This window comes from Listeria monocytogenes (genome assembly GCF_041765605.1).
GTDB lineage: Bacteria > Bacillota > Bacilli > Lactobacillales > Listeriaceae > Listeria > Listeria monocytogenes_D.
In genome coordinates this window covers 371741-397433 of sequence record NZ_CP168900.1, presented here as the reverse complement: position 1 = coordinate 397433, position 25693 = coordinate 371741, and the positions used below count along the sequence as shown (strand labels likewise).

At 37.8% G+C, this 25693-nt stretch carries 22 protein-coding genes; 10 read left to right on the top strand and 12 right to left on the bottom strand.

Annotated features, from left to right (window positions below):
• Positions 1-52: 52 nt before the first annotated feature.
• The 9 genes from AB2Q86_RS01945 to tkt are packed head-to-tail and all read left to right on the top strand — an operon-like array spanning position 53 to position 7242.
• Positions 53-484: a hypothetical protein gene (locus AB2Q86_RS01945; RefSeq protein ID WP_003723201.1), complete on the top strand. Its 432-nt coding sequence runs from the start codon at positions 53-55 to the stop codon at positions 482-484.
• 15 nt (positions 485-499) lie between these two features.
• Complete coding sequence (locus AB2Q86_RS01940; RefSeq protein ID WP_003724280.1) at positions 500-841, top strand: hypothetical protein; 342 nt, start codon at positions 500-502, stop codon at positions 839-841.
• A gap of 21 nt (positions 842-862) precedes the next feature.
• Positions 863-1858, top strand: a complete 996-nt coding sequence (gene dhaK2, locus AB2Q86_RS01935; RefSeq protein ID WP_003728148.1) for a dihydroxyacetone kinase subunit DhaK2 — start codon at positions 863-865, stop codon at positions 1856-1858.
• 21 nt (positions 1859-1879) lie between these two features.
• A complete protein-coding gene (gene dhaL2 / locus AB2Q86_RS01930) occupies positions 1880-2530 on the top strand; it encodes a dihydroxyacetone kinase ADP-binding subunit DhaL2 (RefSeq protein WP_012582000.1) in 651 nt (216 codons plus the stop codon).
• A gap of 3 nt (positions 2531-2533) precedes the next feature.
• Positions 2534-3298: a triose-phosphate isomerase gene (locus tag AB2Q86_RS01925; protein ID WP_012582001.1), complete on the top strand. Its 765-nt coding sequence runs from the start codon at positions 2534-2536 to the stop codon at positions 3296-3298.
• A gap of 6 nt (positions 3299-3304) precedes the next feature.
• A complete protein-coding gene (gene rpiB / locus AB2Q86_RS01920) occupies positions 3305-3751 on the top strand; it encodes a ribose 5-phosphate isomerase B (RefSeq protein ID WP_003723196.1) in 447 nt (148 codons plus the stop codon).
• 24 nt (positions 3752-3775) lie between these two features.
• Complete coding sequence (locus tag AB2Q86_RS01915; protein WP_003723195.1) at positions 3776-4540, top strand: SDR family oxidoreductase; 765 nt, start codon at positions 3776-3778, stop codon at positions 4538-4540.
• Positions 4541-4586: 46 nt separating this feature from the next.
• Complete coding sequence (gene fsa / locus AB2Q86_RS01910; RefSeq protein WP_003723193.1) at positions 4587-5243, top strand: fructose-6-phosphate aldolase; 657 nt, start codon at positions 4587-4589, stop codon at positions 5241-5243.
• Between the two features lies 1 nt (position 5244).
• Positions 5245-7242, top strand: a complete 1998-nt coding sequence (tkt, locus tag AB2Q86_RS01905) for a transketolase (protein ID WP_012582002.1) — start codon at positions 5245-5247, stop codon at positions 7240-7242.
• A 119-nt stretch (positions 7243-7361) separates the two neighbouring features.
• On the opposite strand, the gene AB2Q86_RS01900 is transcribed toward tkt, so the two are convergent.
• From AB2Q86_RS01900 to AB2Q86_RS01855, 10 genes are all read right to left on the bottom strand, one after another.
• The gene (locus AB2Q86_RS01900) at positions 7362-7550 is read right to left on the bottom strand and encodes a DUF6440 family protein (protein WP_012582003.1); all 189 of its coding nucleotides are present in this window, start codon (positions 7548-7550) and stop codon (positions 7362-7364) included.
• 42 nt (positions 7551-7592) lie between these two features.
• Positions 7593-7961 carry an inorganic diphosphatase gene (locus tag AB2Q86_RS01895; protein WP_012582004.1) on the bottom strand — a complete coding sequence of 123 codons (369 nt, stop codon included), beginning with the start codon at positions 7959-7961 and terminating at the stop codon, positions 7593-7595.
• Positions 7962-8088: 127 nt separating this feature from the next.
• Positions 8089-8916: a hypothetical protein gene (locus tag AB2Q86_RS01890; protein WP_012582005.1), complete on the bottom strand. Its 828-nt coding sequence runs from the start codon at positions 8914-8916 to the stop codon at positions 8089-8091.
• Between the two features lie 124 nt (positions 8917-9040).
• The gene (locus AB2Q86_RS01885; protein ID WP_003729101.1) at positions 9041-9430 is read right to left on the bottom strand and encodes a hypothetical protein; all 390 of its coding nucleotides are present in this window, start codon (positions 9428-9430) and stop codon (positions 9041-9043) included.
• 159 nt (positions 9431-9589) lie between these two features.
• On the bottom strand, positions 9590-9817 hold the full coding sequence (locus AB2Q86_RS01880; protein WP_009911295.1) for a hypothetical protein: 228 nt from the start codon (positions 9815-9817) through the stop codon (positions 9590-9592).
• Between the two features lie 16 nt (positions 9818-9833).
• Positions 9834-11363 carry an LXG domain-containing protein gene (locus AB2Q86_RS01875; RefSeq protein ID WP_012582007.1) on the bottom strand — a complete coding sequence of 510 codons (1530 nt, stop codon included), beginning with the start codon at positions 11361-11363 and terminating at the stop codon, positions 9834-9836.
• Entirely contained in the window at positions 11360-11728 is a 369-nt protein-coding gene (locus tag AB2Q86_RS01870) for a hypothetical protein (RefSeq protein ID WP_012582008.1), read from the bottom strand. The genes AB2Q86_RS01875 and AB2Q86_RS01870 overlap by 4 nt, the downstream gene beginning before the upstream one ends.
• Complete coding sequence (locus AB2Q86_RS01865) at positions 11729-12013, bottom strand: DUF3130 domain-containing protein (RefSeq protein WP_012582009.1); 285 nt, start codon at positions 12011-12013, stop codon at positions 11729-11731. It lies immediately after the preceding gene.
• 352 nt (positions 12014-12365) lie between these two features.
• Entirely contained in the window at positions 12366-13004 is a 639-nt protein-coding gene (locus AB2Q86_RS01860) for a hypothetical protein (RefSeq protein ID WP_012582010.1), read from the bottom strand.
• Between the two features lie 387 nt (positions 13005-13391).
• Entirely contained in the window at positions 13392-18131 is a 4740-nt protein-coding gene (locus AB2Q86_RS01855) for a LapB repeat-containing protein (protein WP_163622775.1), read from the bottom strand.
• Between the two features lie 566 nt (positions 18132-18697).
• On the opposite strand from AB2Q86_RS01855, the gene AB2Q86_RS01850 reads away from it, so the two are divergent.
• Positions 18698-20599 (top strand): lmo0331 family class 1 internalin, encoded by a 1902-nt coding sequence (locus AB2Q86_RS01850; protein WP_012582013.1) that lies wholly within the window; start codon positions 18698-18700, stop codon positions 20597-20599.
• A 184-nt stretch (positions 20600-20783) separates the two neighbouring features.
• On the opposite strand, the gene AB2Q86_RS01845 is transcribed toward AB2Q86_RS01850, so the two are convergent.
• A complete protein-coding gene (locus AB2Q86_RS01845; RefSeq protein WP_003760263.1) occupies positions 20784-21464 on the bottom strand; it encodes a hypothetical protein in 681 nt (226 codons plus the stop codon).
• Positions 21465-21601: 137 nt separating this feature from the next.
• Entirely contained in the window at positions 21602-25648 is a 4047-nt protein-coding gene (locus AB2Q86_RS01840) for a MucBP domain-containing protein (protein ID WP_077904905.1), read from the bottom strand.
• Positions 25649-25693: the final 45 nt, after the last annotated feature.

Sequence of the window (25693 nt, the reverse complement as noted above, 5' to 3'; positions counted from 1 at the left end):
ACTATGTAAATTAATTTTTACATGACAATACTATTTTCGAAAGGAGTTTATTATGAAATTCTTTAGAGGAATGATTGGTTTTTGTATCGCAGGTATGATTGTTATGAGTGTTTGGACTCCACTTGCCGAGAATTATGGTATTTTTGGAGGTTATCTGGCAGCTTTCATTATTATCGGCCCAATGTGGTTTATGAATCACTATGTTGGTTTAATCGAAAATGATGAAGACGCAGCGTTTGTTGATATGGCTGTCGGAATTGGGATTTGCGGAATTATGCGTGATGTCTTTATGCAAGGTGGCGGCGAGTTAGTAAGTTCGCTTCCAACGATTGGTCTTGTTGCGATTGGAGCAGTTCTAGCTGGAATCGTGGCAGCAGCAATTGAAAAAGATATGGCAAAAAAACAAGAAGCAAAACAAGAAAAAACAGAACCTGGCATGAATATGAAAGAAGAAGAGCGTTTAAACGAAAATCAATTAGTCTAAAAAGGAGTGTAAATAATGAGCATTGGTATTGCATTAGCAACGATTGCAGGTGGCTTTTTATTCCCTTTTGCTATTCGAATGATGTGGGGAAAAATGGTTGATGAATGGGGCGCTATCGGAGGTTGGATGGCAGCAGCATTTATCGTTGGTACAGTTTGGACAATTAATCATGGTATTCCAAAATCAATGATCTATCAATCTGGAACAGTTTGGGTAGATATGGCGGTTGCAGCTGGTATTGGTGTATTCACAGCTTCCCTTTTAACAGGCGGTAAATTTTCTAAATCGATAGTCAATTTGGCAGCAGCTGTAGTTGGCGGCGTGCTTGGCGGATTTTTACTATCACTATTCTTATAAAAATATGAAGGAGGAAGAAAAATGAGACGTTTAGTGAATGATGGGTATGAAGCAGTAGAAGAAATGTTAGCTGGTTATGTTGCGGCACAAGGGAAATACGTAGATTTTGCAGAAAATGATAAGCGAGTAATCGTAAGCAAACAAATGAGCGAAGAACCCCGTGTGCGGATTATTGTTGGTGGCGGTTCTGGTCATGAACCACTTTTCCTTGGTTATGTTGGGAAAGATTTCGCGGATGCGGCGGTAGTTGGGAACATTAATACTTCCCCTTCTCCAGAACCTTGTTATAACGCGGTAAAAGCCGTTGATAGCGGTAAAGGTTGTCTATATATGTACGGAAATTATGCTGGCGATGTGATGAACTTCGATATGGGCGCTGAAATGGCTGCGGACGACGGTATTCGCGTTGAAACAGTGCTTGTAACAGATGATATTTACTCTGCTGAAAATGTAGAAGATCGTCGTGGTGTGGCTGGTGACTTAATTGTATTTAAAGCAGCGGCATCTGCAGCAGCAAAAGGACTTGATTTAGATGCGGTGAAACAAGCTGCTGAAAAAGCAAATGCTAATACGTTCTCGATGGGCGTTGCGCTTTCTTCTTCTACTCTTCCTGTAACTGGTAAAGCTATTTTCGAAATGAAAGAAGGCGAAATGGAAGTTGGTATGGGGATTCACGGTGAACCAGGAATCAAACGTACTTCCATCGAACCAGCTGATAAAGTAGTTGACCAAATTATGGGCTATCTTATAGAAGAAATGAAATTAACTGCGGATGAAGAAGTACATGTACTTATTAATGGACTTGGCGGTTTACCAGTGATGGATCAATATATTTGTTATCGCCGCGTCGATGAAATTTTGAAAGAAAAAGGCGTGCATATTCATAACCCACTTGTTGGGAACTACGCGACTTCGATGGATATGATTGGTATGTCGATTACACTAGTTCGTTTAGACGATGAACTGAAAGACCTTTTAGATACACCGTGCGACACACCATATTTCAAAGTGGACTAAATTACTACTGGAGGAATAAAAATGAGCGAATTAGTTATGGATAGCGCTTTTTTCGGCCACGTTTTACAGGACATGGGAGCGCTAATTGAAAAAGAACGTGATTACTTAACCGGACTGGACTCGGATATTGGAGACGGCGACCACGGAATCAATCTTAGTATTGGCTTTCGTGAAGTGAACAAACAATTAGACGAATTACTCACTGCTTCTCCCGATATTGCAACGTTGCTTAAAAAATCCGGAATGATTCTCCTTGGAAAAGTTGGCGGCGCATCTGGCCCACTTTACGGCAGTTTCTTTATGAAATGTGGCGCTGATGTTCCTGGGAAAACGGAGGTTAACTTCGACGAGCTTTGCGGCATGATTATAAATGGGGCCGCTGCGGTTCAACATCGCGGAAAAGCCGAACTTGGTGATAAAACGATGATGGACGCCTTCTTGCCTGGCGTGGAAGTGCTTCAAAATCGAGATGCAAATGCAGATCCAATCGAAACTTTTTCCGCATTTGTAGATGCTATGCATGCTGGCGCTCAGTCCACTATCCCACTTATTGCTAAGAAAGGTCGCGCACTAAGACTTGGCGAACGAGCAATCGGTCATCTTGATCCTGGCTCTGAATCGTCTTGGATGTTAATGAATGTCATTTTAGAAAATTTAAAAAAGGCGGTCTGATTTATGCGTAAACCCTTAGTTGGAATTAATATGAAAAACTATATTAACACTCGGGCTCAGACATCTGAATGGTTAGAAGCGACTATCCCTCTTCTTGAAAATTTTTCTGATGTGGATACGTTTATCTTTCCTTCTATGGGCACACTCGAAACGACCGCCAACCTTTTAGCGGGGACATCATTTGGCTTTGGTCCACAAAATATGGCGCCGGAGAAATCCGGCCCGCTAACTGGTGAATTTTCGGTGGAATCTATCATTGACTTAAACGCGAACTATGTCGAAATTGGTCACGCAGAACGCAAAAACCTTTTTCACGAGAAAACTAGCGAGATAGCGAAAAAAATTAAACTAGCGCTGGACGAAGAAATCACTCCTGTCGTATGCGTTGGGGAAAGCCTTCGCGCGAATGATACAAACGAGTTGAAAAGCGCCCTTCACAAACAAATCGAAGCGCTGTTTAACACCATTCAAGTAGCACAATTTAAAAATGTTGTTCTGGCTTATGAACCAGAATGGGCAATTGGTAAGGCAAATTCCGCTGACACCAGTTACATCGAAAGCGCTCATCAAGCTTTGCGAGAAATTATTCGCGAACTAGGCGGCGATGAAACGCTCGTAAGAATTATTTACGGTGGCTCGGTCAGCAAGGAAAACGCCGCAGAAATTGTCCGTCAAAAAAATGTCGATGGTTTATTCGTCGGAAGATTTGGCCATAAACCGCAAAATTTTGCCGACATTGTTTCTATTGTTAGCAAAACGAAAGGATGAGTTAGTATGAAAATCGCAATTGGTTGTGACGAAATGGGTTACGAATTAAAACAAACCCTGATCGCACGTTTAAAGGAGAAAAATATCGAGTTTACTGATTTCGGCAGTTTTGAAGATGAAAAGGTACTTTATCCAAGCATTGCCGAAAAAGTAGCGCTAGAAGTAAAAAATAACGATTTTGACCGGGGGATTCTCATTTGCGGTACAGGTATTGGAATGGCCATTACAGCAAACAAAATTCACGGCATTCGCGCAGCACAAATTCATGATTCGTATTCAGCAGAACGTGCAAGAAAAAGTAACGATGCACATATTATGACCATGGGCGCCCTAGTTATCGGGCCATCCCTTGCCGTATCTCTACTTGATACATGGCTGGATAGCGACTTTTCGGGCGGACGCTCCCAAGCAAAAGTAGATTTAATGGAAGAAATCGACCAAAAAAATAGATAAAAAATTTATTGGAGGTAATGAAAAATGACTTTTAAAGGTTTTGATAAAGATTTTAACATTACAGACAAAGTAGCCGTGGTAACTGGGGCAGCAAGCGGGATTGGTAAAGCAATGGCAGAACTTTTTTCCGAAAAAGGAGCTTATGTTGTCTTGCTTGATATTAAAGAAGATGTAAAAGATGTCGCAGCAAAAATCAACCCATCAAGAACGCTCGCACTCCAAGTCGATATTACTAAGAAAGAAAACATCGAAAAAGTCGTTGCCGAAATCAAAAAAGTCTATCCAAAAATCGATATTTTGGCCAATTCAGCTGGTGTCGCACTTCTCGAAAAAGCAGAAGATTTACCAGAAGAATACTGGGATAAAACAATGGAACTGAACTTAAAAGGTTCGTTCCTAATGGCGCAAATTATCGGTCGCGAAATGATTGCAACTGGCGGCGGAAAAATCGTTAATATGGCCTCTCAAGCTTCTGTCATCGCACTTGATAAACACGTTGCTTACTGCGCTAGTAAAGCAGCGATTGTTTCTATGACGCAAGTGCTAGCAATGGAATGGGCGCCTTACAACATTAATGTCAATGCGATTTCCCCAACCGTTATCTTGACGGAACTAGGCAAAAAAGCTTGGGCAGGTCAAGTCGGCGAAGACATGAAAAAATTAATTCCAGCTGGTAGATTTGGTTATCCAGAAGAAGTTGCCGCATGCGCCCTCTTTTTAGTAAGTGACGCAGCGAGCCTAATAACTGGGGAAAACCTTATTATCGACGGCGGTTATACGATTAAATAAAGTATTCAGCTTTAAAGTTCAGCTGAGAGAATGGAGCGAGTAAATAATGAAATTTTTCTTGGACACAGCAAGCGTATCGGAAATAAAACGAATTAGCGAACTTGGTTTAGTGGACGGTGTAACAACCAACCCAACCATCATCGCAAAAGAAGGTCGACCATTTGAAGAAGTAATCAAAGAAATTTGTTCTATCGTAGACGGCCCAGTTAGCGCAGAAGTTATCGGCCTCGAAGCAGACAAAATGGTAGAAGAAGCTCGAATTCTAGCAAAATGGGCGCCAAATGTAGTAGTAAAAATTCCTATGACGGAAGAAGGTTTAAAAGCAGTCCATACCCTCACAGCTGAAGGCATTAAAACAAATGTTACGCTTATTTTCACTGTTTCCCAAGGATTAATGGCTGCAAAAGCTGGCGCGACTTATATTAGCCCGTTCTTAGGAAGACTAGATGATATTGGTACAGACGGAATGATTTTAATTAAAAACTTGAAAAAAGTGCTTGATAATTATGGTCTAAAAGCAGAAATCATTTCAGCAAGTATCCGCCATATCGGGCATTTAGAAGAAGCCGCTGAAGCCGGAGCACATATCGCGACTATCCCAGGAAGCCTTTTCCCGAAACTTTGGTCTCATCCTTTGACTGATAAAGGTATTGAAGGATTTTTAAAAGATTGGGAAGCGTTCAGTCAGAAAGAAGGCAATTAATATGAGCAGAATTGATGAACAAATGGTTAACTCGATTCGCGTATTATCAATGGATATGATTGAAAAAGCGAACTCCGGACATCCCGGTTTGCCGATGGGAGCCGCACCAATGGCTTTCTCGCTTTGGAAAAATCATTTAAAATTCAACCCAGAACACCCAACTTGGTTTAACCGCGATCGCTTCGTCTTGTCAGCGGGTCACGGTTCGGCAATGCTTTATAGTTTGCTACATCTATTTGGTTATGATTTACCAATGAGCGAGCTGAAAAACTTCCGCCAAACTGGCAGTAAAACGCCCGGTCATCCTGAATTTGGTCATACGGTTGGTGTCGATGCAACTACCGGTCCACTTGGTCAAGGTTTCGCAATGGGAGTTGGGATGGCAATGGCCGAGGCTCACCTTGGCGCCAAATTTAACCAACCAGAATTCCCGGTTGTTGATCATAATACCTATGTGCTATGCGGTGACGGCTGTTTGATGGAAGGCATTTCCTACGAAGCCGCGTCCCTTGCCGGCCATTTAAAACTGGGAAAATTAGTTGTTTTATATGATTCAAACGATATTTCACTGGATGGCGATTTAAACGAGTCTTTTTCAGAAGACATCGAGCTTAGATTCCGAGCTGCTGGTTGGCAAACGCTACGTGTGGACGACGGAAACGACTTAGATGCGCTTGATGCAGCAATCCATCTTGCAAAAACCGAGAAATCCCGCCCAACTTTAATCGAAGTGAAAACGGTCATCGGTTACGGTAGCCCTGGAAAAGCCGGAAAATCAGCGGCACACGGCTCCCCACTTGGCGAAAAAGAACTCAAACTAGCAAAAGAAGCTTACGATTGGCAAATGCCACCTTTTGAATTACCAAAAACTGTCGAAAATCAAAAAGAATTTTATCATTCTAAAGGTCGCGCGAGTGAAAGCAGCTGGCTCCGGACATTCAATGCTTACAAACAAAAATATCCAGCCTTGGCAGAAAGTTTGCAACAATTAATGGATGATAATTTGGATACGGATTGGGATGCAGAACTTCCTGTCTTCGATGAAAATGCGGACAAACCTGTTGCAACTCGTGAAGTATCAGGAATTGTTCTACAAGAATTGGAGAAAAAACTGCCTAACTTATTTGGTGGTGCGGCTGATTTAGCTTCCTCCAATAAAACCCATTTAAAAGCTAGCGAACGATTTGCTCCAAGTAACTATGCGGCCAAAAACATCTCATTCGGCGTCCGTGAGTTCGCAATGGGAGCAGCAGTCAACGGAATGACGCTTCACGGCGGAGTTCAAGCTTTCGGCGCGACCTTCTTCGTATTCTCAGATTATCTACGTTCCGCGATTCGTTCAGCAGCCTTAATGGGCATTCCATCCACCTTCATTATGACCCATGATTCTATCGCGGTCGGTGAAGACGGTCCAACGCACGAACCAATCGAGCATCTCGCTTCCTTCCGCGCCATGCCAGGACTTCACGTCATCCGACCAGCTGACGGCAACGAAACCGTAGAAGCATACCGCTATGCCTTTACTCAAAAAGAACAACCAACCATGCTCGTTCTTAGCCGCCAAAACCTGCCAATTTTACCAAACAGCGCAGCAAAAGCGAAAACCGGACTTGCAAAAGGCGCTTACATCTTAGCCGATTCCCCGCTTGATAAACTAGATATTATCTTACTCGCTTCTGGATCCGAAGTACACCTAATGACAGCTGTCAGAGATAATCTCGCTAAAAAAGGCTTCGGCGCACGCGTAGTCAGCATGCCAAGCTTTGATTTATTCGACAAACAAAGCCCCGAATATAAAGAGTCCATTTTACCAAAAGCAGTGAAAAAACGCTTCGCCGCAGAAATGGGCGCATCATACGGCTGGCACAAATACCTCGGCGACACAGGCGAAATCCTCGCGATTGATTCATTTGGTATGTCAGGCCCGGGAGACGAGCTAGCAGAGCGATTTGGATTTACTGTGGAGAATTTGACGGAGCTTGCATTGAAGCAGTTGTAGGTATGGAATAAACTTTTTAACAGTAACCAATCAAGTAACTTGGCATAAAAAAACAGGAATCCTCTTCTTTCTAAATAGAGAATTCCTGTTTTCATTTGATTAGAAATCAATTTTCCACTTTACTCAGCGCCATTAAGTTTAGATAAATCTGCAAGTAACGGTTTCCCATCTACGTCCAAAAGCGGCGACATCCCACCCGCATAACCAGACAAATGGTAAACATATTGCACACCGGTTTCTTTATCAACCCAAATTTCCATAATGTTGAGTTTCCCTTGTGTATAAATTTTTTCAAATCTTTCTTCCATTTTTTCCGCCTCCTGTTTTAAGGTTGCACGCTTTATTCCACCCTAAATCAATTTAATTTCCGAATCAAAATATTGCTCAATAAAATGTACTTTCTCTCTAATTTCCTCTATGGTGAAATTCTCATTCGGGGCTGCGACTACCCATTTATCTTCCACATCATCATTTCGGGTAATCACCGCAATTAAATCTCCTTGAAACGTATCAATTGGCTCAGAAATCTTTCTCGATAAAACATACACATCCTGTTCTTCCCCGTCACCACCAATGACGCCTTCCACAAACCCATAATTCAGCGGATAGACATTGCCGAATTTGTCGGTATAACCTATAGGGCGATCTATGGTTACTTTTAGGGTATGTTTTTTTGTTTTAGAAAGTTGAGTTTTTTGGATTGATTGTTTTGAAGTCATATGCCATCCTCCTGTTTAATATCTTTCATTTCAAAAATCCAGAATGAAATATCTTTGAAGTTGCTATATATCTAGTTTTCCTTTTAAGCAAAATATATCTTCTATTAATAATAAAGATGCTGTGTGTTTATGTAAGTATTCCAAGTACAAAATCCCAAACTTGTAAAATGGTTGCAATTGTTGCAACGATTGTTAGCCCAAATATTATTCTGTTTCTCTTCTTTTCTTCATCAAAAGACTCGTATTTCAGCAAATCATCTGAAGCCGTATATATAAGTTTTTCATATCCTTCTAAACGATTATACATCTGATCAACTACATCAGAAAAATCAATTAAACCAAAATATAAATACTGACATTTCTTTTTAGATAAACTAGACAAAGCTTTTTTCATTTGTGCATCATTAGTTTTAATATGATAGAAAATCTTAGGCGATACAGCGGGTTGAAGAATTTTAAAAGTTCTTTGAATCTCATTTATTTTTAATGCATGCTTTCCGATTTCAGCTGTTCTACCTATCTTCTTTTGGAGACTACTAAGAATACCCATAGTTGATGAAATTAATTCATCCAACCATTCTATAGTTAATTTTTCCGCATCTTGTTTTAAAACTAAATATTTATAAATGCTTTCTACCATTTCTTCTATAACATCTAAAACTTCTATTGTTGTCCCATCATCAAAACTTTTTTCAGAAATTTCATCTTCTATTCCCCAGAATTTTTCTAACTCTTTCATTCTAGTTTCCAACTTTTTTGTTTCTCGTAAATATTTTTGACTTTTATCATTATCATGCCAGCTTAATAACTCTGCTATTCTTTTAATTTCTTTTAATCTATGTAAAGCCAGCCTGCTTTGTTGCATATATTTGAAAATTTCTTCAAGAAGAACCTCTTCATAATACTCTACAAACGAGTATTTACCATTCACTTTAAAGTATCCTGTTTTAACCAACTTAAAGCCTCCTTCTATAAATTTAAATTTTTAATATCAACAGTTTCTGGCATTCACTTAATTGTAGGCAATTCCTTTTTCAAAGAGCACATAGAATTTACACCTAATTCCATAGACTAAGAAACTATTTCCCCAATAAATAATCTAACTCTTCATCTGTCCATTGTTGATGAATCAATCCCTTTATCTCATCAGATAATCGTAAAACCTCTTTCCATTCTGGCGTTGTTCTCAATGCTTTTACATTCCACAGAATTCCTCCATCAAGTTCAAAAAGTTTAGTTTGCAGCTGCTTGCTTAGTAAAGAAAGCTCTCTATCAATTATGTCATTATCCACCAACAATTCCCTAGTATATGGACTCAAAGCAGCTGGATAATCAATTGCTAACTCTTCAAATATTTCATATTCAATTTCTTCGTCGGATAAATTAATTGTATGCATTCCTAACATACATAGCGAAGAAAGGTAATATTCAAAAGACTGTTCTGTTGTTAATTTTTTCAATTGTTTCACCTCATTTATTTTTTAATATTATAGTCAATGGATTTGTGTGGTGTGCGTGTATTATGAATCGTCAACGATGTAATCTCGTATGTTCTTTCTTAGCATTTCTAACAAAAAAGCTATAACAACTATAAAATACTTGAAAATGAAGGTCTCTATTTCTCCAATTTAGAATTGACTTTGTATATCTTCCCAAATTTCTATTATAAGTTTTCCATTTATTCTAGCTGTTCCTAATAAGTCTTCTGAAGTCCTAAATTCTTGTGTTTCTCCATCGGATACTTTTGTTAAGTAATGTCCTTCCTGATTTTTACTTAACCAATATTCCTCATTTTTGTAGTAAAAATTATATTCCTCACCATATGCTAAACTATCAGCCATTTGTTCATATTCCATGGTTCTTTCCTCCTTACTAATTTCTTGATGGATTACCCTTTGAATCGTATGTCCAAAAATGTTCGTGCGGATATTCAGGGTGCTTTTTAGCATTACCATGATCTGTCATATCAACATCTCTAATTGCTCTACCATCCCTGTCATAGTAACGTCGTGTTGTTAAATTTCCCTTTGAATCTAAAATATCAACACTACTATCCGGATTTCCAAACGGACCAGGATTTTTATCAACTATTGTATGGTTATCTCGTGGTGTTACATCTATCTCATTTCCTAAACTAGATGTGACGGTTTTCTTGCTATTAGCTTTTTTAATTCTTTCTAAAACTTCCTTTTCTCGTTTTAAATACTCTTTCATTCCCGAAGCTTTTCTAGTTTTTTTACTGGCTTCTATATTCTCTCGTATTCTTTTTTCTATTTCGCTTGTACGCTTAGCTATTTCCCCTGCTTCAGGTTCATTTACTTTCTTTGTCATTATCGCTTTATTTCTAGCTGCTGCAATCCCAAACCCTAAACTTAATGCCATATCCGTCAACCCAGCATCGTCTGTCCAATCTTTCATACTAGCCACATAAGCGGATGATCTTAGTGTGGCTCCAGAAAATCCAGATACTTTTTGACCATTTAAATAGTTGATACCCTCTTTCCAAGAATCATTCACTTTTCGTTCGAGTTCTTCTCCAGAAAGGTTTGTATAAAGAAGCGGGTCTAATTCCTGACCATGTTTTTCTAAGAAATCTTGTAATTCCTTGTTTTCTACCCGTTTTCCATCTTTTTCAAGTAACCACATCGTCACGGTTTCACCTTGATCATTGACATAAGTATAAGCTAACACGGTGTAATCTTCAAAAGCTTTCGGGAAGGGGTCTTTGTCATTTTCTGTTCGTGCGTTATCCAGTGCTCTTTTCATAAGCAACAAGCTGTTTGCCGCACTTTTCGGCACGGAATAAGTCCCTGTTTTATCGTTAAAAGTCACATGATGTAGCAACTCTTGCACCGCGCATCCAGTCGCTTGAATGAGTTCGGCTAATGCACTAAAAAACTGGCCATGACTTTGTTCAAAAGCCAAATATTTTTCTAGGATATTCTCTTGTTCGATGGCTTTCAGCAATTGGGTATGAACGCTTCTTGATTTCACTGCATAGACTTGTTGCATATCCGGCTTCGTATTGGGCGCCGTCAATTGTCGATGCAAGTCTTCTTCTTTTCGCTGTAATTGGCTAACCTTGGTCATCGCTTCTTGTAAGATTTCTGCATCAATTCTAGCGGAAGGTGAGCTATCCACTTGGCTCCCGAACTCGCGAATATATTGCGCGAGCCGCTCCTCACTTTCATCCAGTGCTTCGATGATGCTCTGGCAAATACTTGTATAGGTGCTAGAAAAATATCGTTTGGAGGTAGTAACTGCTTCCCCTTTTAAACGATCGTCTTGGGAATAATCCATCGCTGCTTCTTTAATCTGTCTAATCATCGCTTTGGCTTCCGCATTACTACTTCGCAAACCGTGGAGAAAGTCATTCAATTCGGCAATATCTATCCGGCTCACTTGCTCCACTCCTTTTGTAAAGTGGCGTGTTTGGTTTCTAGTGTGTGGAGCTTGTTCTTATTTTCTTGTAATTCCTTATCTAAATCGGTTCGTTTATCCTGGAGATCACGCCTCCAAGCCTGAGATTCTTCGTGTTGTCGCTCTTCTAAATAACGATGAAAACCACTGGCTTCTTCGCCTTGCCAGCCACTGCGTAAAAGGTCTAATAACACCAGTTTTTCTTGTGTTAATTGGTCGCTGTCCTCTTCTAGCCAATCTTGTTCATTTTGTTTTCTTCTCGTTTGGTCAACATCTGTTTCTGCCGTTATTTTCGCTTTTTTAATTTGTTGGAGTTGTTGTTCAAGCTGACTATGTGCGCTATCCATTTAACGCACCTCCAACTGATTGATTTTTTGTCCCATCAATTGGTCTTGTTTAGCATAAGCAATACCCATTTTCTTTAGCCGGCTCGCATCTTGATTGGTCACGTGTTGAAAATCTTCCACGACATCCACCAACTCAATCAAAGCCGAGCGCAATTGATCAATCGAATTGGCTCTGGAGTATGCCATATTCCCGTTTTTCAGTGGTAAATAACTTCTGGTACTTTCACTTGCCAATTTAGTTGCGTGTTGTTGGAAGGTCCTTTCATCGACTTTTATTTCTCTCATCTGCATGCTTCCTCTCTATGTATATCCTTCCCCCTCATTATAGCACCGGTAGCACATCTCTTTTGTGAGCATTCTGTGAAACAATTCAATGAAAAATAGCTTAAAATAGGCTTTTTATGTGAAAAATTTTAACATTCTATTGTCTAGCTAAGTTAGCATTAAAAAGGCCTTTATATGTGAAGCCTATCGTGACAATGAAGAAAAGGATAATGTAAATAAACCCACTGAATCGGCTCAGTGATTCAGTGGGTTTTAAAATTAGAGTTAAAGTTTGAGGCTTTATTGGTTTTGATAAATCCTATCTATTAATTCCACGCCACCCCATACCGCTATATCATTATTTGTCTTCAAATTAGTCATCAAAAAAGAATAGCAGTCTCACATCTTCATTTTCACAGTTACAATCATTTGCGATTTTTTCTAGTGCTGGCAATACTTTATCGACAAAATTCACAGCTGATTCATAATAGCTTTCTTCCCATTCCACTAATGTATAATAATCAGCTTCTTTATCAGGTATTACTTTACCACTTATAACCACATCCATCGCTTCATTTGCTATTTTTTTGACACTCTCGCCACTAACATTGGTAGCATATCTTGTTATTTTCCCGGTGCGCTTATATTCAGCATAGTCCTTCTGGTTCATAAATCCTCGATGTTTATTTTTTTGCCCACGCCAATCGTATTTTTTAAGTTCCGCTAAATCTAAAAACGAATGGCTATGTCCATCAAGCCCCCAATTTTCCACATAAGCAATATACTTTTCGGAAGCATCATTAGGTACACCTCGAGGATTATCAATTGGTATAAAAGCGTTTCCTGTATCTGAATTTGCAAATCCCACGCCGTTTCGAACATTAGCTAAAATACTAAATAAATTGTAATTTCTTCCAATATTTTTTAACAATTCATCTGCAATATCATATTCTTTCCATTGATCTAGTTTTTTATCTCTGACCTCTACCATTAAATGAATATCGCAACCCATTCTAGTTAGACACTCCTTATAGTTTTTCTAGTTATTAATCAGCATTTGCGCGTTCCTTCTGTATAAATGTTTTTTGTTCTCTATGTATAATTATAACACCCGTAGCACGCCTCTTTTGTGAGTATTCTGTGAAATAATTTACCATTCTATCGCCTTCTAGCTAAGTCAATACTAAAAAGCTCCCTTTCTACGTATAACCTTCCCCCCTCATTCTTCCAATGTTGAACAATTCGATAATAGCCTCCTTTTTTCGACATGTCTTTTGAATTGAGTCAAGTGTACACCAAACAAAGAGGAGACAGCTCTCTGTCTCCTCTCCGTGTGAGTTGCAACTATTTATCTCCTAGAAGCAACCAATTACACTATTTTTTAAATTTCTATGAGCTTTTATTTAGCACGCTTTTTTTGAGTAAGGCGAATGAAAAGCCCCAACATTAGTAATCCTAAGCCTACTAATAAAACAGTTGCATTATCATCGCCTGTAGCTGGTAATTTAACATTAAATCTATTTTCCAAGTTTCCACTCTCGGACTGACCTGTTGGACTTACTTTTATAGAAGAAGGTGTTGAGGGCTTATCTCCACCGGCCGCTTCTGCTTTATTTGTATCTTTACTAAACTGGGCATAAAGAATAATATTATATGCTGGCATTTTATCTGTTGTAAAATCCCATTTATTACCGCCAGTTTTTTCGTCATACCAACCAATAAAAGTATAGCCTTCTTTTGTTGGGCTTAATGGTTCAGAAATTAGCTCTCCAGCTTCAAGAGATTCCGTCGTTTGTACATCATCCACATCAAATGTCACATTCGAAATCGTTGGTGCTAGTGGCTCTACGATATGCACCTTTACTTCTACAGGGATTGCTTCTACGCCATCTTCATTTGTAGACCTTAGCGTTACGGTATAATCTCCTGCAGCGCTCCATGTTACAGCCGTAGCGAAATCACTTTCAATTGGTGAACCATCACTCGTTTTAGCATGAATCGCTGCAAGAAATTCCGTGATGCTGACTTCCGCATTTTTAGTGTACGTGATTTTTTTGTCTGCAGTAATTACTGGTGCTGGCGACTTAGCGATGTGCACAGTTACTTCTACAGGAATTGCTTCAACTCCGTCTTCATTTGTAGACCTTAGCGTTACGGTATAATCTCCTACAGTGCCCCATGTTACAGCCGTATCTAAATCAGCCTCAATTGATGAACCATCACTCGTTTTAGCATGAATCGCAGCTAGAAATTCCGTTATGCTGACTTCCGCGTTTTTAGCGTAGGTGATTTCTTTATCTGCGGTAATTACTGGTGCTGGTGACTTAGCGATGTGCACAGTTACTTCTACAGGGATTGCTTCGACTCCGTCTTCATTTGTAGACTTTAGCGTTACAGTATAATCTCCTGCAGTGCTCCAATTTACAGCCGTAGCGAAATCACTTTCAATTGGTGAACCATCATTCGTTTTAGCATGAATCGCAGCTAGAAATTCCGTGATGCTGACTTCCGCGTTTTTAGTGTATGTGATTTCTTTATCTGTGGTAATTACTGGCGCCGGCGACTTAGCGATATGCACTAATACAGTCACCGAAGCGGCTTCTACTCCATCCTCATTCATTGCATTCAATGTCACTTCATACGTTCCCGCTTTTGCAAGGTCCACAACACTTTCAAAATCAGAAGTTAGTGTTGCATCATCCGTTACGCTTGCAGAAATATCTTTGAAAAAGGCAGCTTCTGATACCGCTTCGTTTTTCGGGTAATTCATCTCTGCATCTGCGGTAATAACTGGTACTTTAGATGCTTTGATTGGTTGTGTAACTTTCCCCGAAAAAGTTCCTTGAATAGTTGCCTCTTGAACCGATTCACTAAATTGATAATCAACGGCATTCACGCTTTTTATATCTTCAAAAAGCCACTTGATTTGGTCATTTTGATAGGTTCCCTTATTAGAGATGGATTTGGCATTGGTTATTTGACCGAAATTCTTCACTTCATTATCAAGAACTAGGTCTGACACGATCACTTTTTGCTTTAGGGTGATTGTTTGATTCTTCGCACTTAGTGTTGTTAATACGGGATTTTCCGTTTTCAAACTTGTTGGCAATACACTGATATGGTTATTGTCTACGGTGAGTTTCTGTAATTTAGGGAAAGCATGCATACTTTCTATTTCAGTCACTAAATTCTCAGATACGTATAAAGTGTTTACTGCAGATAAATTTTCAAGTCCTTCTAGTGTAGTAATTTTGTTGTAACTTATATCTACCATTGATACTTTTGGCAGGTTATTAATTACTAACTCTTCTATCGCGCAATGATCTAAATTTACCTCAGAGTTGGTTGATGGTAAATTTTCTAAAATTACCTTACTTAATCCTGGTGTACGTGAAAAAGCAATATCATTACTACCACTGCTTGCAGCTATTAAAGTTGGAAGATTTTTTAGCGTAACTTCTGTCAACTCTGAACTATTACCCGTGTCACACTCAAAGGTCCATAATTTGGGCTGGTCTTGAATATTTATCTTAATTAAATTATTACCACGAACATTCATTGTTCTTAATAACGGGAATTTTTCCGCTGTTACTTGATCCATTACCACATTAGTAAGTGCATTCCATCCTAGCTCTAACTTCTGTAATTTAGGGAAAGCATGCATGCTTTCTATTTCAGTCACTAAATTCTCAGATACGTATAAAGTGTTTACTGCGGATAAATTTTCAAGTCCTTCTAGTGTAGTAATTTTGTTGTAACTTATAATTACCACTGATACTTTTGGCAGGTTATTAATTACTAACTCTTCTATCGCGCAATGATCTAACTTTACCTCAGAGCTGGTTGATGGTAAATTTTCTAAAATCACCTTACTTAATCCTGGTGTACTCGAAAAAACAATATCATCTTGATAAGCGCTAGAGCCATTACCTGCAGCTATTAAAGTTGGAAGATTTTTTAACGTAACCTCTGTCAACTCTGAACTACTACCTGTGTCGCACTCAAAGGTCCATAATTTGGGCTGGTCTTGAATATTTACCTTAATTAAATTATTACCACTAACATTCATTGTTCTTAATAACGGGAATTTTTCCGCTGTTACTTGATCCATTACCACATTAGTAAGTGCATTCCATCCTAGCTCTAACTTCTGTAATTTAGGGAAAGCATGCATGCTTTCTATTTCAGTCACTAAATTCTCAGATACGTATAAAGTGTTTACTGCGGATAAATTTTCAAGTCCTTCTAGTGTAGTAATTTTGTTGTAACTTATAATTACCACTGATACTTTTGGCAGGTTATTAATTACTAACTCTTCTATCGCGCAATGATCTAACTTTACCTCAGAGCTGGTTGATGGTAAATTTTCTAAAATCACCTTACTTAATCCTGGTGTACTCGAAAAAACAATATCATCTTGATAAGCGCTAGAGCCATTACCTGCAGCTATTAAAGTTGGAAGATTTTTTAACGTAACCTCTGTCAACTCTGAACTACTACCTGTGTCGCACTCAAAGGTCCATAATTTGGGCTGGTCTTGAATATTTACCTTAATTAAATTATTACCACTAACATTCATTGTTCTTAATAACGGGAATTTTTCCGCTGTTACTTGATCCATTACCACATTAGTAAGTGCATTCCATCCTAGCTCTAACTTCTGTAATTTAGGGAAAGCATGCATGCTTTCTATTTCAGTCACTAAATTCTCAGATACGTATAAAGTGTTTACTGCGGATAAATTTTCAAGTCCTTCTAGTGTAGTAATTTTGTTGTAACTTATAATTACCACTGATACTTTTGGCAGGTTATTAATTACTAACTCTTCTATCGCGCAATGATCTAACTTTACCTCAGAGCTGGTTGATGGTAAATTTTCTAAAATCACCTTACTTAATCCTGGTGTACTCGAAAAAACAATATCATCTTGATAAGCGCTAGAGCCATTACCTGCAGCTATTAAAGTTGGAAGATTTTTTAACGTAACCTCTGTCAACTCTGAACTACTACCTGTGTCGCACTCAAAGGTCCATAATTTGGGCTGGTCTTGAATATTTACCTTAATTAAATTATTACCACTAACATTCATTGTTCTTAATAACGGGAATTTTTCCGCTGTTACTTGATCCATTACCACATTAGTAAGTGCATTCCATCCTAGCTCTAACTTCTGTAATTTAGGGAAAGCATGCATGCTTTCTATTTCAGTCACTAAATTCTCAGATACGTATAAAGTGTTTACTGCGGATAAATTTTCAAGTCCTTCTAGTGTAGTAATTTTGTTGTAACTTATAATTACCACTGATACTTTTGGCAGGTTATTAATTACTAACTCTTCTATCGCGCAATGATCTAACTTTACCTCAGAGCTGGTTGATGGTAAATTTTCTAGAATCACCTTACTTAATCCTGGTGTACTCGAAAAAACAATATCATTTTGATAAGCACTAGAGCCAGTACCTACAGCAATCAAAATTGGAAGATTTTTTAGCGTAACTTCTGTCAACTCTGAACTACTACCAGTGTCACACTCAATAGTGCGTAATTTAGGTTGGTCTTGAACATTTATATTTTTTAAGTTATTACTACGAATATTAACAGTGCTCAACATAGGTAAATTGCTATTCGCGTTTAGGTTGAAACTTGTTATTTTATTATTAGATACATTTAGATTGGACAAATTCACGAGACCATTGAGTGCAGAAATATCAGTGATTTGGTTCCCGCTTATACTTAAAGAGGTTAATTTTGAAAGTAAATCTATTCCTGTTAAATCAACTATCCCTTTAGATGTACCAGTTAGCGAAGTGATTTTATTCAAGTCTGTTTGCGATACTTCTTGTGTGATATCCTCTGAACCAGTTGCTGCTTTTGCAATTACAGTAGCTAAAGCTGCATCAGGAAAAACAGTTTCATATGTTTCGCCTGCTTGAAGGACAGTTTTTTCTTGCTTCAGATTATTGGTAAGGCTAGGTTTCTGAGGCGTTTTTTCTTCGAGAGCTACTTTAGGCTCTAACGTGGTTTCTGTATTTACTGATTTCGATTCATTTTCTTCCGCCATGGTGATTAACGGGTATGCGAAGAGTGATTGAAAAAGAACCACTCCAATAATAATAATCTGTTTTGTTTTGCTTTTCATAATCTATCTCCTTCTCGTTGTTAGTATCTCTAGTAATAACAGAACGAATGAGCAAGTTAAAAATACCTACTATCTCATTGAAAAGTATAATTTAAGTATATATCCCATAAACTCCTCCACACGTAACAATTAGTCTATTTCTGTCTAATTCGTTAAAGCCCTAAAACTCGCGTAAACTTATGAGGAGATGGAGTTTCTTTACATATAATATATCAAACTCACAACGAATTTTTACTATTATTATTACTTATTCATATAGGAACAGAAGGGATTTTTATCTATCTTCGGTAAATTTATACTATAAAAAGGCAAATTCACAGAATAGTTTTCAAAATGAAAATAGCTGAAACAAAGGCGTAGTAGCCATTATTAGGGAATGTAATATCTTAAGTATTGTTCCAATATTATAATCGACCGCAACTCGTAACATTTTCGACACAAAATAGCCGATATTTTGTATCTTCTGGTAGTTTCTATATAAAATCTCATCTTCACATGCTAATATATACTTTGTTTGAACACTGCTGAATATACTAAAACAACAGCAACTGAAGGAGCAACTAACTATGAAACTGTCCAAATTTTTCACAATAATTGCATTAAGTGCCACCGTTACAAGCAGCCTACCGATACCAATGGTAAAAGCAGAGAGCACAACCGCAAATGAAATGAAAACCGAAAATCAATTACTAAAAACAGAATTAAAAGAAACACCGAAAGAAAAAACACCGAATAACAACCTGAAAAACCAACTTGTCCAAGCAGGAACCAAAACTTATAATGACTACTTTCCAGATGATAATTTAGCTAAAGAGGTAGCAGAAACAATGAACAAAAACGCGGATGAATCTGTAACTGTCGAGGAATTAGCTAAAATAACTAAACTAGATGCACGGAGCCAAGATATAGAAGATAGCACTGGAATCGAATATTTGACTGGATTAGAGATACTTTATCTTGAGGATAATCAACTAAAAAGTATAGATGTCAGTAAAAATCTAAATCTAAAAGACTTGGCTTGCTCTAACAACCCGTTAGCGAATTTAGATGTTAGTAAAAACCTTGCTCTAGAAGAATTGACTTGTGAAAACAATGAGTTAACACAACTAGATGTTAGCCAAAATACAGCTTTAGAGTATTTGTATTGCCCTAGAAATCAGTTAACAAAGCTAGATGTTAGTAAAAACTCCGCTTTACGTTATTTGGCTTGCGATGTCAATCAGTTAACCAATTTAGATGTTAGTAAAAATCCAGCTTTAACAAATCTTGGTTGTACTAAAAATCAGCTTACAGATTTAGATATTAGCCAAAATCCGAATTTAAGCACTTTGATTTGTTCTGATAACCAGTTAACCAACTTAGACGTTAGCCAAAATCAATCTCTAGCATACTTGACTTGTGATAACAATAAGTTGAAGAAGATAGATATTGATCAAAATCTAGCTTTAATAGAGTTATCTTGTGAAAATAATCAACTAACGAATTTAGATACTACCCAAAATCTAGCTTTAGAGTTTTTATATTGCGATGACAATCAGCTTACAGATTTAGATGTTAGTAAAAACGTAAATTTATTAATTTTATTTTGTAATAATAATCAACTAACGAGTCTAGCGGTTGGAGATACGATAGGGAAAGTAAGATGTAATAATAACCAGTTAAAAGATATTAGTTTTTTACCAGATTATTTTACTGACGATTATGATGATTACCAAGCAATGGATCAAACATTAGTAAGTCCAACCCAAACCACACAAAATAATACACTTGTATACGCTGTTCCGACAGATCTGTTAGATAAGGATGGTAATATTGTTTCCATCATCAAACCAGATAACGGCGGAATTTATGATGCAGCTACTAGAACGATTACGTGGGAAAATTTACCGGATAACGGTGAAGTAAGTTACACATTTGAAAATGAAGATTATGGTAGATTTTCCGGAAGAGTTACTGTGCCATATACTGGCAAAGAAACTATCAGCATTTCTAGTGATGACGAGATCAGTTACAAAGAAGGCACTACAAAAACAGAAGCAGCCTTCCTTGCCGATATTCATGCAAGCGTAACTCCAGCAACAGAAACCATCACTAGCAATTTCGCAGACGCAGTAGACTTCCAAACACCTGGTAAGTACGTTGTAACACTAAGCGTTGCAGGATCAGATGTTACGAAAGACGTCATTGTATATGTGACAGCAGAACCAAGTACAGATAATCCTGTCGCTCCTACTCCACCAAAAGATAAAGATGATACAGATGTTAACAACGAACAAAGTCCGGGAAACGATAAAGATGGTACAGATGTTAACAGTGGAAAAAGTACGGACAAACAACCTGTGAAAGTAGTCGAAAAACAGTTACCAAAAACAGGTGATATTACTAGCTTAAGTTTGTCATTAGCTGGAATTGTTTGTTTAAGCTTCGGTATTCTATTTTTCATCAAACGAAAGAAAAAAACAGTCTAATAGTGATTAAAAACCTTATCATTCGCGATAAGGTTTTTTCTATATCTACTTTTCAGGTTGATAACGTAGATTACTTATTGGCAAAAAAATGTACAATCAAAAAGCTGTAGTAAAAAAGATTTCTCCCTTTTTCTACAGCTTAACATTATTAATTAATAGTAAACTCTCGGGTCCACTTCATCCGCTACGCATTCTCAAACTGTACGTGGACCTTTTTATGCATCAAAGACTTCGTAATAAAATCCGCTTCTTTCACTTCGACTACGAATTTCAATTTTTTATGTGTTGCCCAGTATTCCCAAAAATCGATGAACATGTGCAAATCGATAATATTTTCTTCCATTCGTGCTTGCTGGCTCATCGTGTATTTTATTTCATGTAGACACGGGGTAAAAGCAAGGGTTTGTTCCACTGAGCAGCCTTCGATATGTTTAGAAATAATGAATTTCCATTTTTTTAGCATTCTTAGTTTCCCTATAAAAAACGCTTCTTGCTCTTGGACGGAAAAATGTTTTTTTATTTCTGGTGTGTCTTCACCGATAAATTCAATCGTTATCCGTTTACTAAAATCTTTTAAATGCTCTAAAAAAAGAATGGTTTCGCGGAAATGTAATTGTGATAATGTTAGCTTGATAATAAAATGTTGATTCCAAAGTTCTTTCACGATTTTTTGGACTTCTTTTTCAAACCATAACATAAATCTTGAATATTCCATCGTGCTTTCTAAACAAATTTGATATGGGAAAACTTCCCCAATTAATAAATTTTTGCGTTTTTTTAAGACTTTTATTTCTTTCTTTTGCACTTGCCTACTCGTTGCATCATAATGATTTTGTAAATGGATTTGATACTTTTTCTCTAACAAAGAATCGCCTCTTCCTTTGTAAAATTCTTTACAATAAAAATCATACATCTTTTCCAAAATGGGTATTTCTAATGTCGGATATATTAGTTAAAACACCACCACAACAATCTGCGGCGGTGTTTTAATCTACGTTATGCTTATCTTAATTTTTTACTTCCGACTGCCAAAAATACGCCTAAAATTAAAACGAGTCCTATAAGTCTTAGTAGGTTTAATAGTCCAGCATCGTCATCCCCTGTTTTAGGAAGAGTTTGCTTAACTACTTTAGTCTTAATTACTTTGCTTGCAGGTGTTTTTATTGTAAGAATAGTTGGTTTCGCTGGAGTAATAGGTTTGATAATAGCATCTTTTTTATACACATAATTGACTGTTACATCACTTGTTCCAAAAGCACCTATTTGGTTTGTTGGTGCAGCTACTAGGCTATACCCTGGAATCAAGCGAGCTTTCGTTGTATACGCGTCATGAATGTGATAAGTTTTTGCATCAACTGTTGGTAATGCTATTTCGTTGCCTTGTTGATCTTTAAAAGTAGAAGTAAGTTGATAATCATTTGCTTTATACACATAATTCACTTGAATATCACTCGCATTAAAAGTACCCGTTTCGTTCGTTGGTGTTTTTTCTAAAGTGTAACCCGGAATCACGGCTGCTTTCGTTGTGTAAGTGTCATGAATATGGTATTTTTGTGCGTCTATTTCTGCTGCTTTTAATTCGTTTCCTTGAGCATCTTTAAATGTCGAAGTTAGCGTGTAATCATTTGTTTGGTACACGTAATTCACGGTTACATTGTTCGCTCCAAAAGTACCTTGGTCATTCTTAGGTGTTGCGACTAATGTATATCCAGGAATGACTGCTGCAGTTGTTTTGTATGTGTCTTGGATATGATAAGTTTTCGCGTCTACTTTAGGTGCTTGTAGTTCTTTGCCGTTTGCGTCTTTGTAGGTAGTTGTTAACGTATAATCATTTGCTTTATATACGTAATTAACTGTTTCATCACTTGCGCCAAATACACCTTTTTCATTGGCTGGTGTAGTTGTTAATGTATAACCTGGGATGTTTAGAGCTGTTGCAGTGTACGGGTCGTTAATATTGTATGTTTTTGTATCAATGGCTAGTGGTTTTAAGTCTTTACCTTGTGTGTCTTTATATGTTGTGATTAATGCATAACCATTCGCTTTATATACATAATTAACTGTTACATTACTAGCACCAAATGTTCCTTTTTTGTTCGATGGTGTTGCCACTAATGTATAGCCTGGAATTGTTACGCCACTAGTCGCATAGCCATCCTTAATAATAAATCCTTTTTTCACGACAGCTGGTTTTAGTTCTGTTCCTTGTACATTTTTGAAAGTGGAAGTTAAGGTATATTCATTCGCCTTGTAAACATAATTGACTGTCACATTGCTCGTATTAAATGTACCTGTTTGATTTGCTGGTGCTGCCACTAGTGTGTAGCCAGGAATGGTTGCTGCGCTAGTAGAATAGTTATCTTTTGTATGGTAAGTTTTGCTGTCTACAACTGGCGCTTTTAATTCTTTGCCGTTTGCATCTTTGTAGGTCGAAGTTAATGTGTAATCATCTGCTTTGTATACATAGTTGACTGTTACATTCGCCGCGCCAAATGTACCTGATTGATTCGCTGGTGCTGCGACTAATGTGTAACCTGGAATAGTAGCTCCTGTCGTAGTATAAGTGTCGTTAATGTGATATTTTTGACTGTCTATGACTGGCGTTTTTAATTCCTTACCTTGTGCATCTTTATATGTTGAAGTTAGTGTGTAGTCATTGGCTTTGTAGACATAATTCACGGTTACATCACTCGCGCCAAATGTACCTGTTTGATTCGTTGGAGCCGCGACTAATGTATAGCCTGGAATAGCAATATCACTCGTCGTGTAACCATCCTGAATATGGTACGTTTTCGAATCTACTTTTGGTAAAGCTAAATCATTCCCTTGTTGATCTTTATACGTCGAAGTTAGTTTATAAGCAACTGCTTGGTACACATAGTTCACTTGAATATCCGTGCTACCAAAAGTGCCTGATTGGTTCGCTGGTGTTGCGACTAATGTATAGCCAGGAATGACAGCTGCAGTTGTAGCATAGTTATCTTGAATATGATACGTTTTGCTATCTACAACGGGTGGTTTTAACTCAGTTCCTTGCGCATCTTTATATGTCGAAGTTAATTTTAAGTCTGTTAATTTATACACATAATTAACCGTAACATCGCTTGTATGGAAGGTTCCTGTTTCGTTCGCAGGTGTCGCTACTAGCGTATAACCCGGAATGGTTGCTGCACTTGTAGAATAGTTGTCTTGAATATGATATTTTTTACTATCTACAACGGGTTGTTTTAATTCTTTACCTTGTGCATCTTTGTAAGTCGAAGTTAATGTATAATCTTCTGCTTTATAAACGTAATCAACCGTAATATCGCTTGTTCCAAAATTACCTTGGTCATTCGCAGGTGTTGTTACTAATGTGTAACCCGGGATCGTTTTGGCAGTTGTTGTATAGGGATCGTTCACGTGATAGGTTTTAGTATCGACATCATCTGGTGCGATTGTCTTCCCTTGTTGATCTTTAAATGTAGAAGTTAATTGATAGCCATTTGCTTGATATACGTAATTAACAGTGATGTTTGACGAACCAAATGTCCCAGTAGCGTTTGTTGGCGTTGCTACTAACGTATAACCTGGGAAAACTGCGGCTGTTGTTGTATACGTGTCTTGATAATGATACGTTGTCGCATCTACCACTGGTGCTTTTAGTTCTTGACCATTCGTATCTTTGTAAGTGGAAGTAAGTGTGTAATCGTCTTTTTTGTATACATAATTAACCGTGACATTCCCAGCTCCAAAAGTTCCGTTCTGATTAGCTGGTGTGGAAACTAAAGAATAGCCCGGAATGGTTGCTGCTGTTGTAGTATAGTTGTCTTGGATATGGTAATCTTTTGTATCCACAACTGGCGCTTTTAGTTCTTGACCTTGGGCATCTTTGAAAGTAGATGTTAGTTTATAATCATTTGCGCTGTATACATAGTTGACTGTAGCCGGGTTCATGGTGAATGTACCATTTTGATTGGCTGGTGTTGCAACTAAAGTGTAGCCTGGGAAAGTTTTTTGTGTCGTTGTATAAGGATCCCCGTCTTTACCATTTAAAATGACAGGTGGCGCAAGTTCTTGCCCTTTTGTATCTTCATGTTTCACGGTAATAGGTCCGCCGTTTAGCGCGGTGATGTTTACTGTAACTTGTGTTCTGGCAAATTTGTTCGATTGCGTGGAAAACTTGCTTTTGATGAAAATGGTCGCTTGACCCGGTGCTGCTGCCACGCCATTGTGGATTAGTGAACTTGAACCATCATCATAATACTCGAATTCGTGTTGTGCGAGTAAAGTTCGTCCAGATGTTAGTGCGAGTTTCGTTTTGTCTGGTGTTAATTGATTAAAATCAGTTCCAACAGGTACATCAATGGTATATCCAGGTGTTGTAGTTAGTTGGTCTTGCTTTTGATAGTTGTTATCGTAAAATTCTAATAGGTTATCCCCATTATTAAACTGGCTTATATAGTTGGCAGGAATATTGGTTACAATCTGGTTCCCTGCAGCCATTAAGTCTAAGTCTCCCCCAGTAGCATTTGTCCAGTTCGTAGTGAAAATTGCGTCTGGCACCTTCACTAAATGGTTATTTAATATTCCTAAGAATTTCAAATGACTCGCCATATTTGTTATTGTGGCAGGGATTTCTTCTATTGTTCCCCCAGAAACTTGTAATTCTTCTAACTTAGGTAGTTGGAAAGCAATCATTGGAAAGGTGCTTAAATTATTATCATTCAGAACTAAGATTTTTAACTCCTTTAAATTCCCCACTGAGTTAGATACGGAAGATAATGTCCCATTTTTAACTTCTAACGTAGTTAAATGAGTTAACATATCAATATTAGTCGGAATATCACTTGCCCCTGTTACTCGCAAGGCAGTTATAGCTTCTAAATCTGTCTGTGTAATATTCGCTCTCGTCTTACCAGTTTCTTTTTCAATCTCTTTTATAAACGGTTCATTACTATTCATGGTTTGTTCTAACCATGTAGGTGTACTTGCAGAAACAGCCGTAAAACTAACTGTATTGATAATAACTACAAGCGCAATTAATGCAATAAATATTTTCTTTAAAATAACAATCTTCCTCCTTTTAACGCTAAATTTGCAGTGTCAGTTGGC

Bases quoted from the DNA above. Each gene is read 5' to 3' on its own strand.
- AB2Q86_RS01870 (WP_012582008.1), bottom strand. From the start codon at position 11,728: ATGGATAGCGCACATAGTCAGCTTGAACAACAACTCCAACAAATTAAA.
- AB2Q86_RS01855 (WP_163622775.1), bottom strand. From the start codon at position 18,131: ATGAAAAGCAAAACAAAACAGATTATTATTATTGGAGTGGTTCTTTTT.
- fsa (WP_003723193.1), top strand. From the start codon at position 4,587: ATGAAATTTTTCTTGGACACAGCAAGCGTATCGGAAATAAAACGAATT.
- AB2Q86_RS01860 (WP_012582010.1), bottom strand. From the start codon at position 13,004: ATGGGTTGCGATATTCATTTAATGGTAGAGGTCAGAGATAAAAAACTA.
- AB2Q86_RS01945 (WP_003723201.1), top strand. From the start codon at position 53: ATGAAATTCTTTAGAGGAATGATTGGTTTTTGTATCGCAGGTATGATT.
- rpiB (WP_003723196.1), top strand. From the start codon at position 3,305: ATGAAAATCGCAATTGGTTGTGACGAAATGGGTTACGAATTAAAACAA.
- AB2Q86_RS01900 (WP_012582003.1), bottom strand. From the start codon at position 7,550: ATGGAAGAAAGATTTGAAAAAATTTATACACAAGGGAAACTCAACATT.
- dhaK2 (WP_003728148.1), top strand. From the start codon at position 863: ATGAGACGTTTAGTGAATGATGGGTATGAAGCAGTAGAAGAAATGTTA.
- AB2Q86_RS01940 (WP_003724280.1), top strand. From the start codon at position 500: ATGAGCATTGGTATTGCATTAGCAACGATTGCAGGTGGCTTTTTATTC.
- AB2Q86_RS01915 (WP_003723195.1), top strand. From the start codon at position 3,776: ATGACTTTTAAAGGTTTTGATAAAGATTTTAACATTACAGACAAAGTA.
- AB2Q86_RS01850 (WP_012582013.1), top strand. From the start codon at position 18,698: ATGAAACTGTCCAAATTTTTCACAATAATTGCATTAAGTGCCACCGTT.
- AB2Q86_RS01880 (WP_009911295.1), bottom strand. From the start codon at position 9,817: ATGGAATATGAACAAATGGCTGATAGTTTAGCATATGGTGAGGAATAT.
- AB2Q86_RS01925 (WP_012582001.1), top strand. From the start codon at position 2,534: ATGCGTAAACCCTTAGTTGGAATTAATATGAAAAACTATATTAACACT.
- AB2Q86_RS01865 (WP_012582009.1), bottom strand. From the start codon at position 12,013: ATGAGAGAAATAAAAGTCGATGAAAGGACCTTCCAACAACACGCAACT.
- tkt (WP_012582002.1), top strand. From the start codon at position 5,245: ATGAGCAGAATTGATGAACAAATGGTTAACTCGATTCGCGTATTATCA.
- dhaL2 (WP_012582000.1), top strand. From the start codon at position 1,880: ATGAGCGAATTAGTTATGGATAGCGCTTTTTTCGGCCACGTTTTACAG.
- AB2Q86_RS01895 (WP_012582004.1), bottom strand. From the start codon at position 7,961: ATGACTTCAAAACAATCAATCCAAAAAACTCAACTTTCTAAAACAAAA.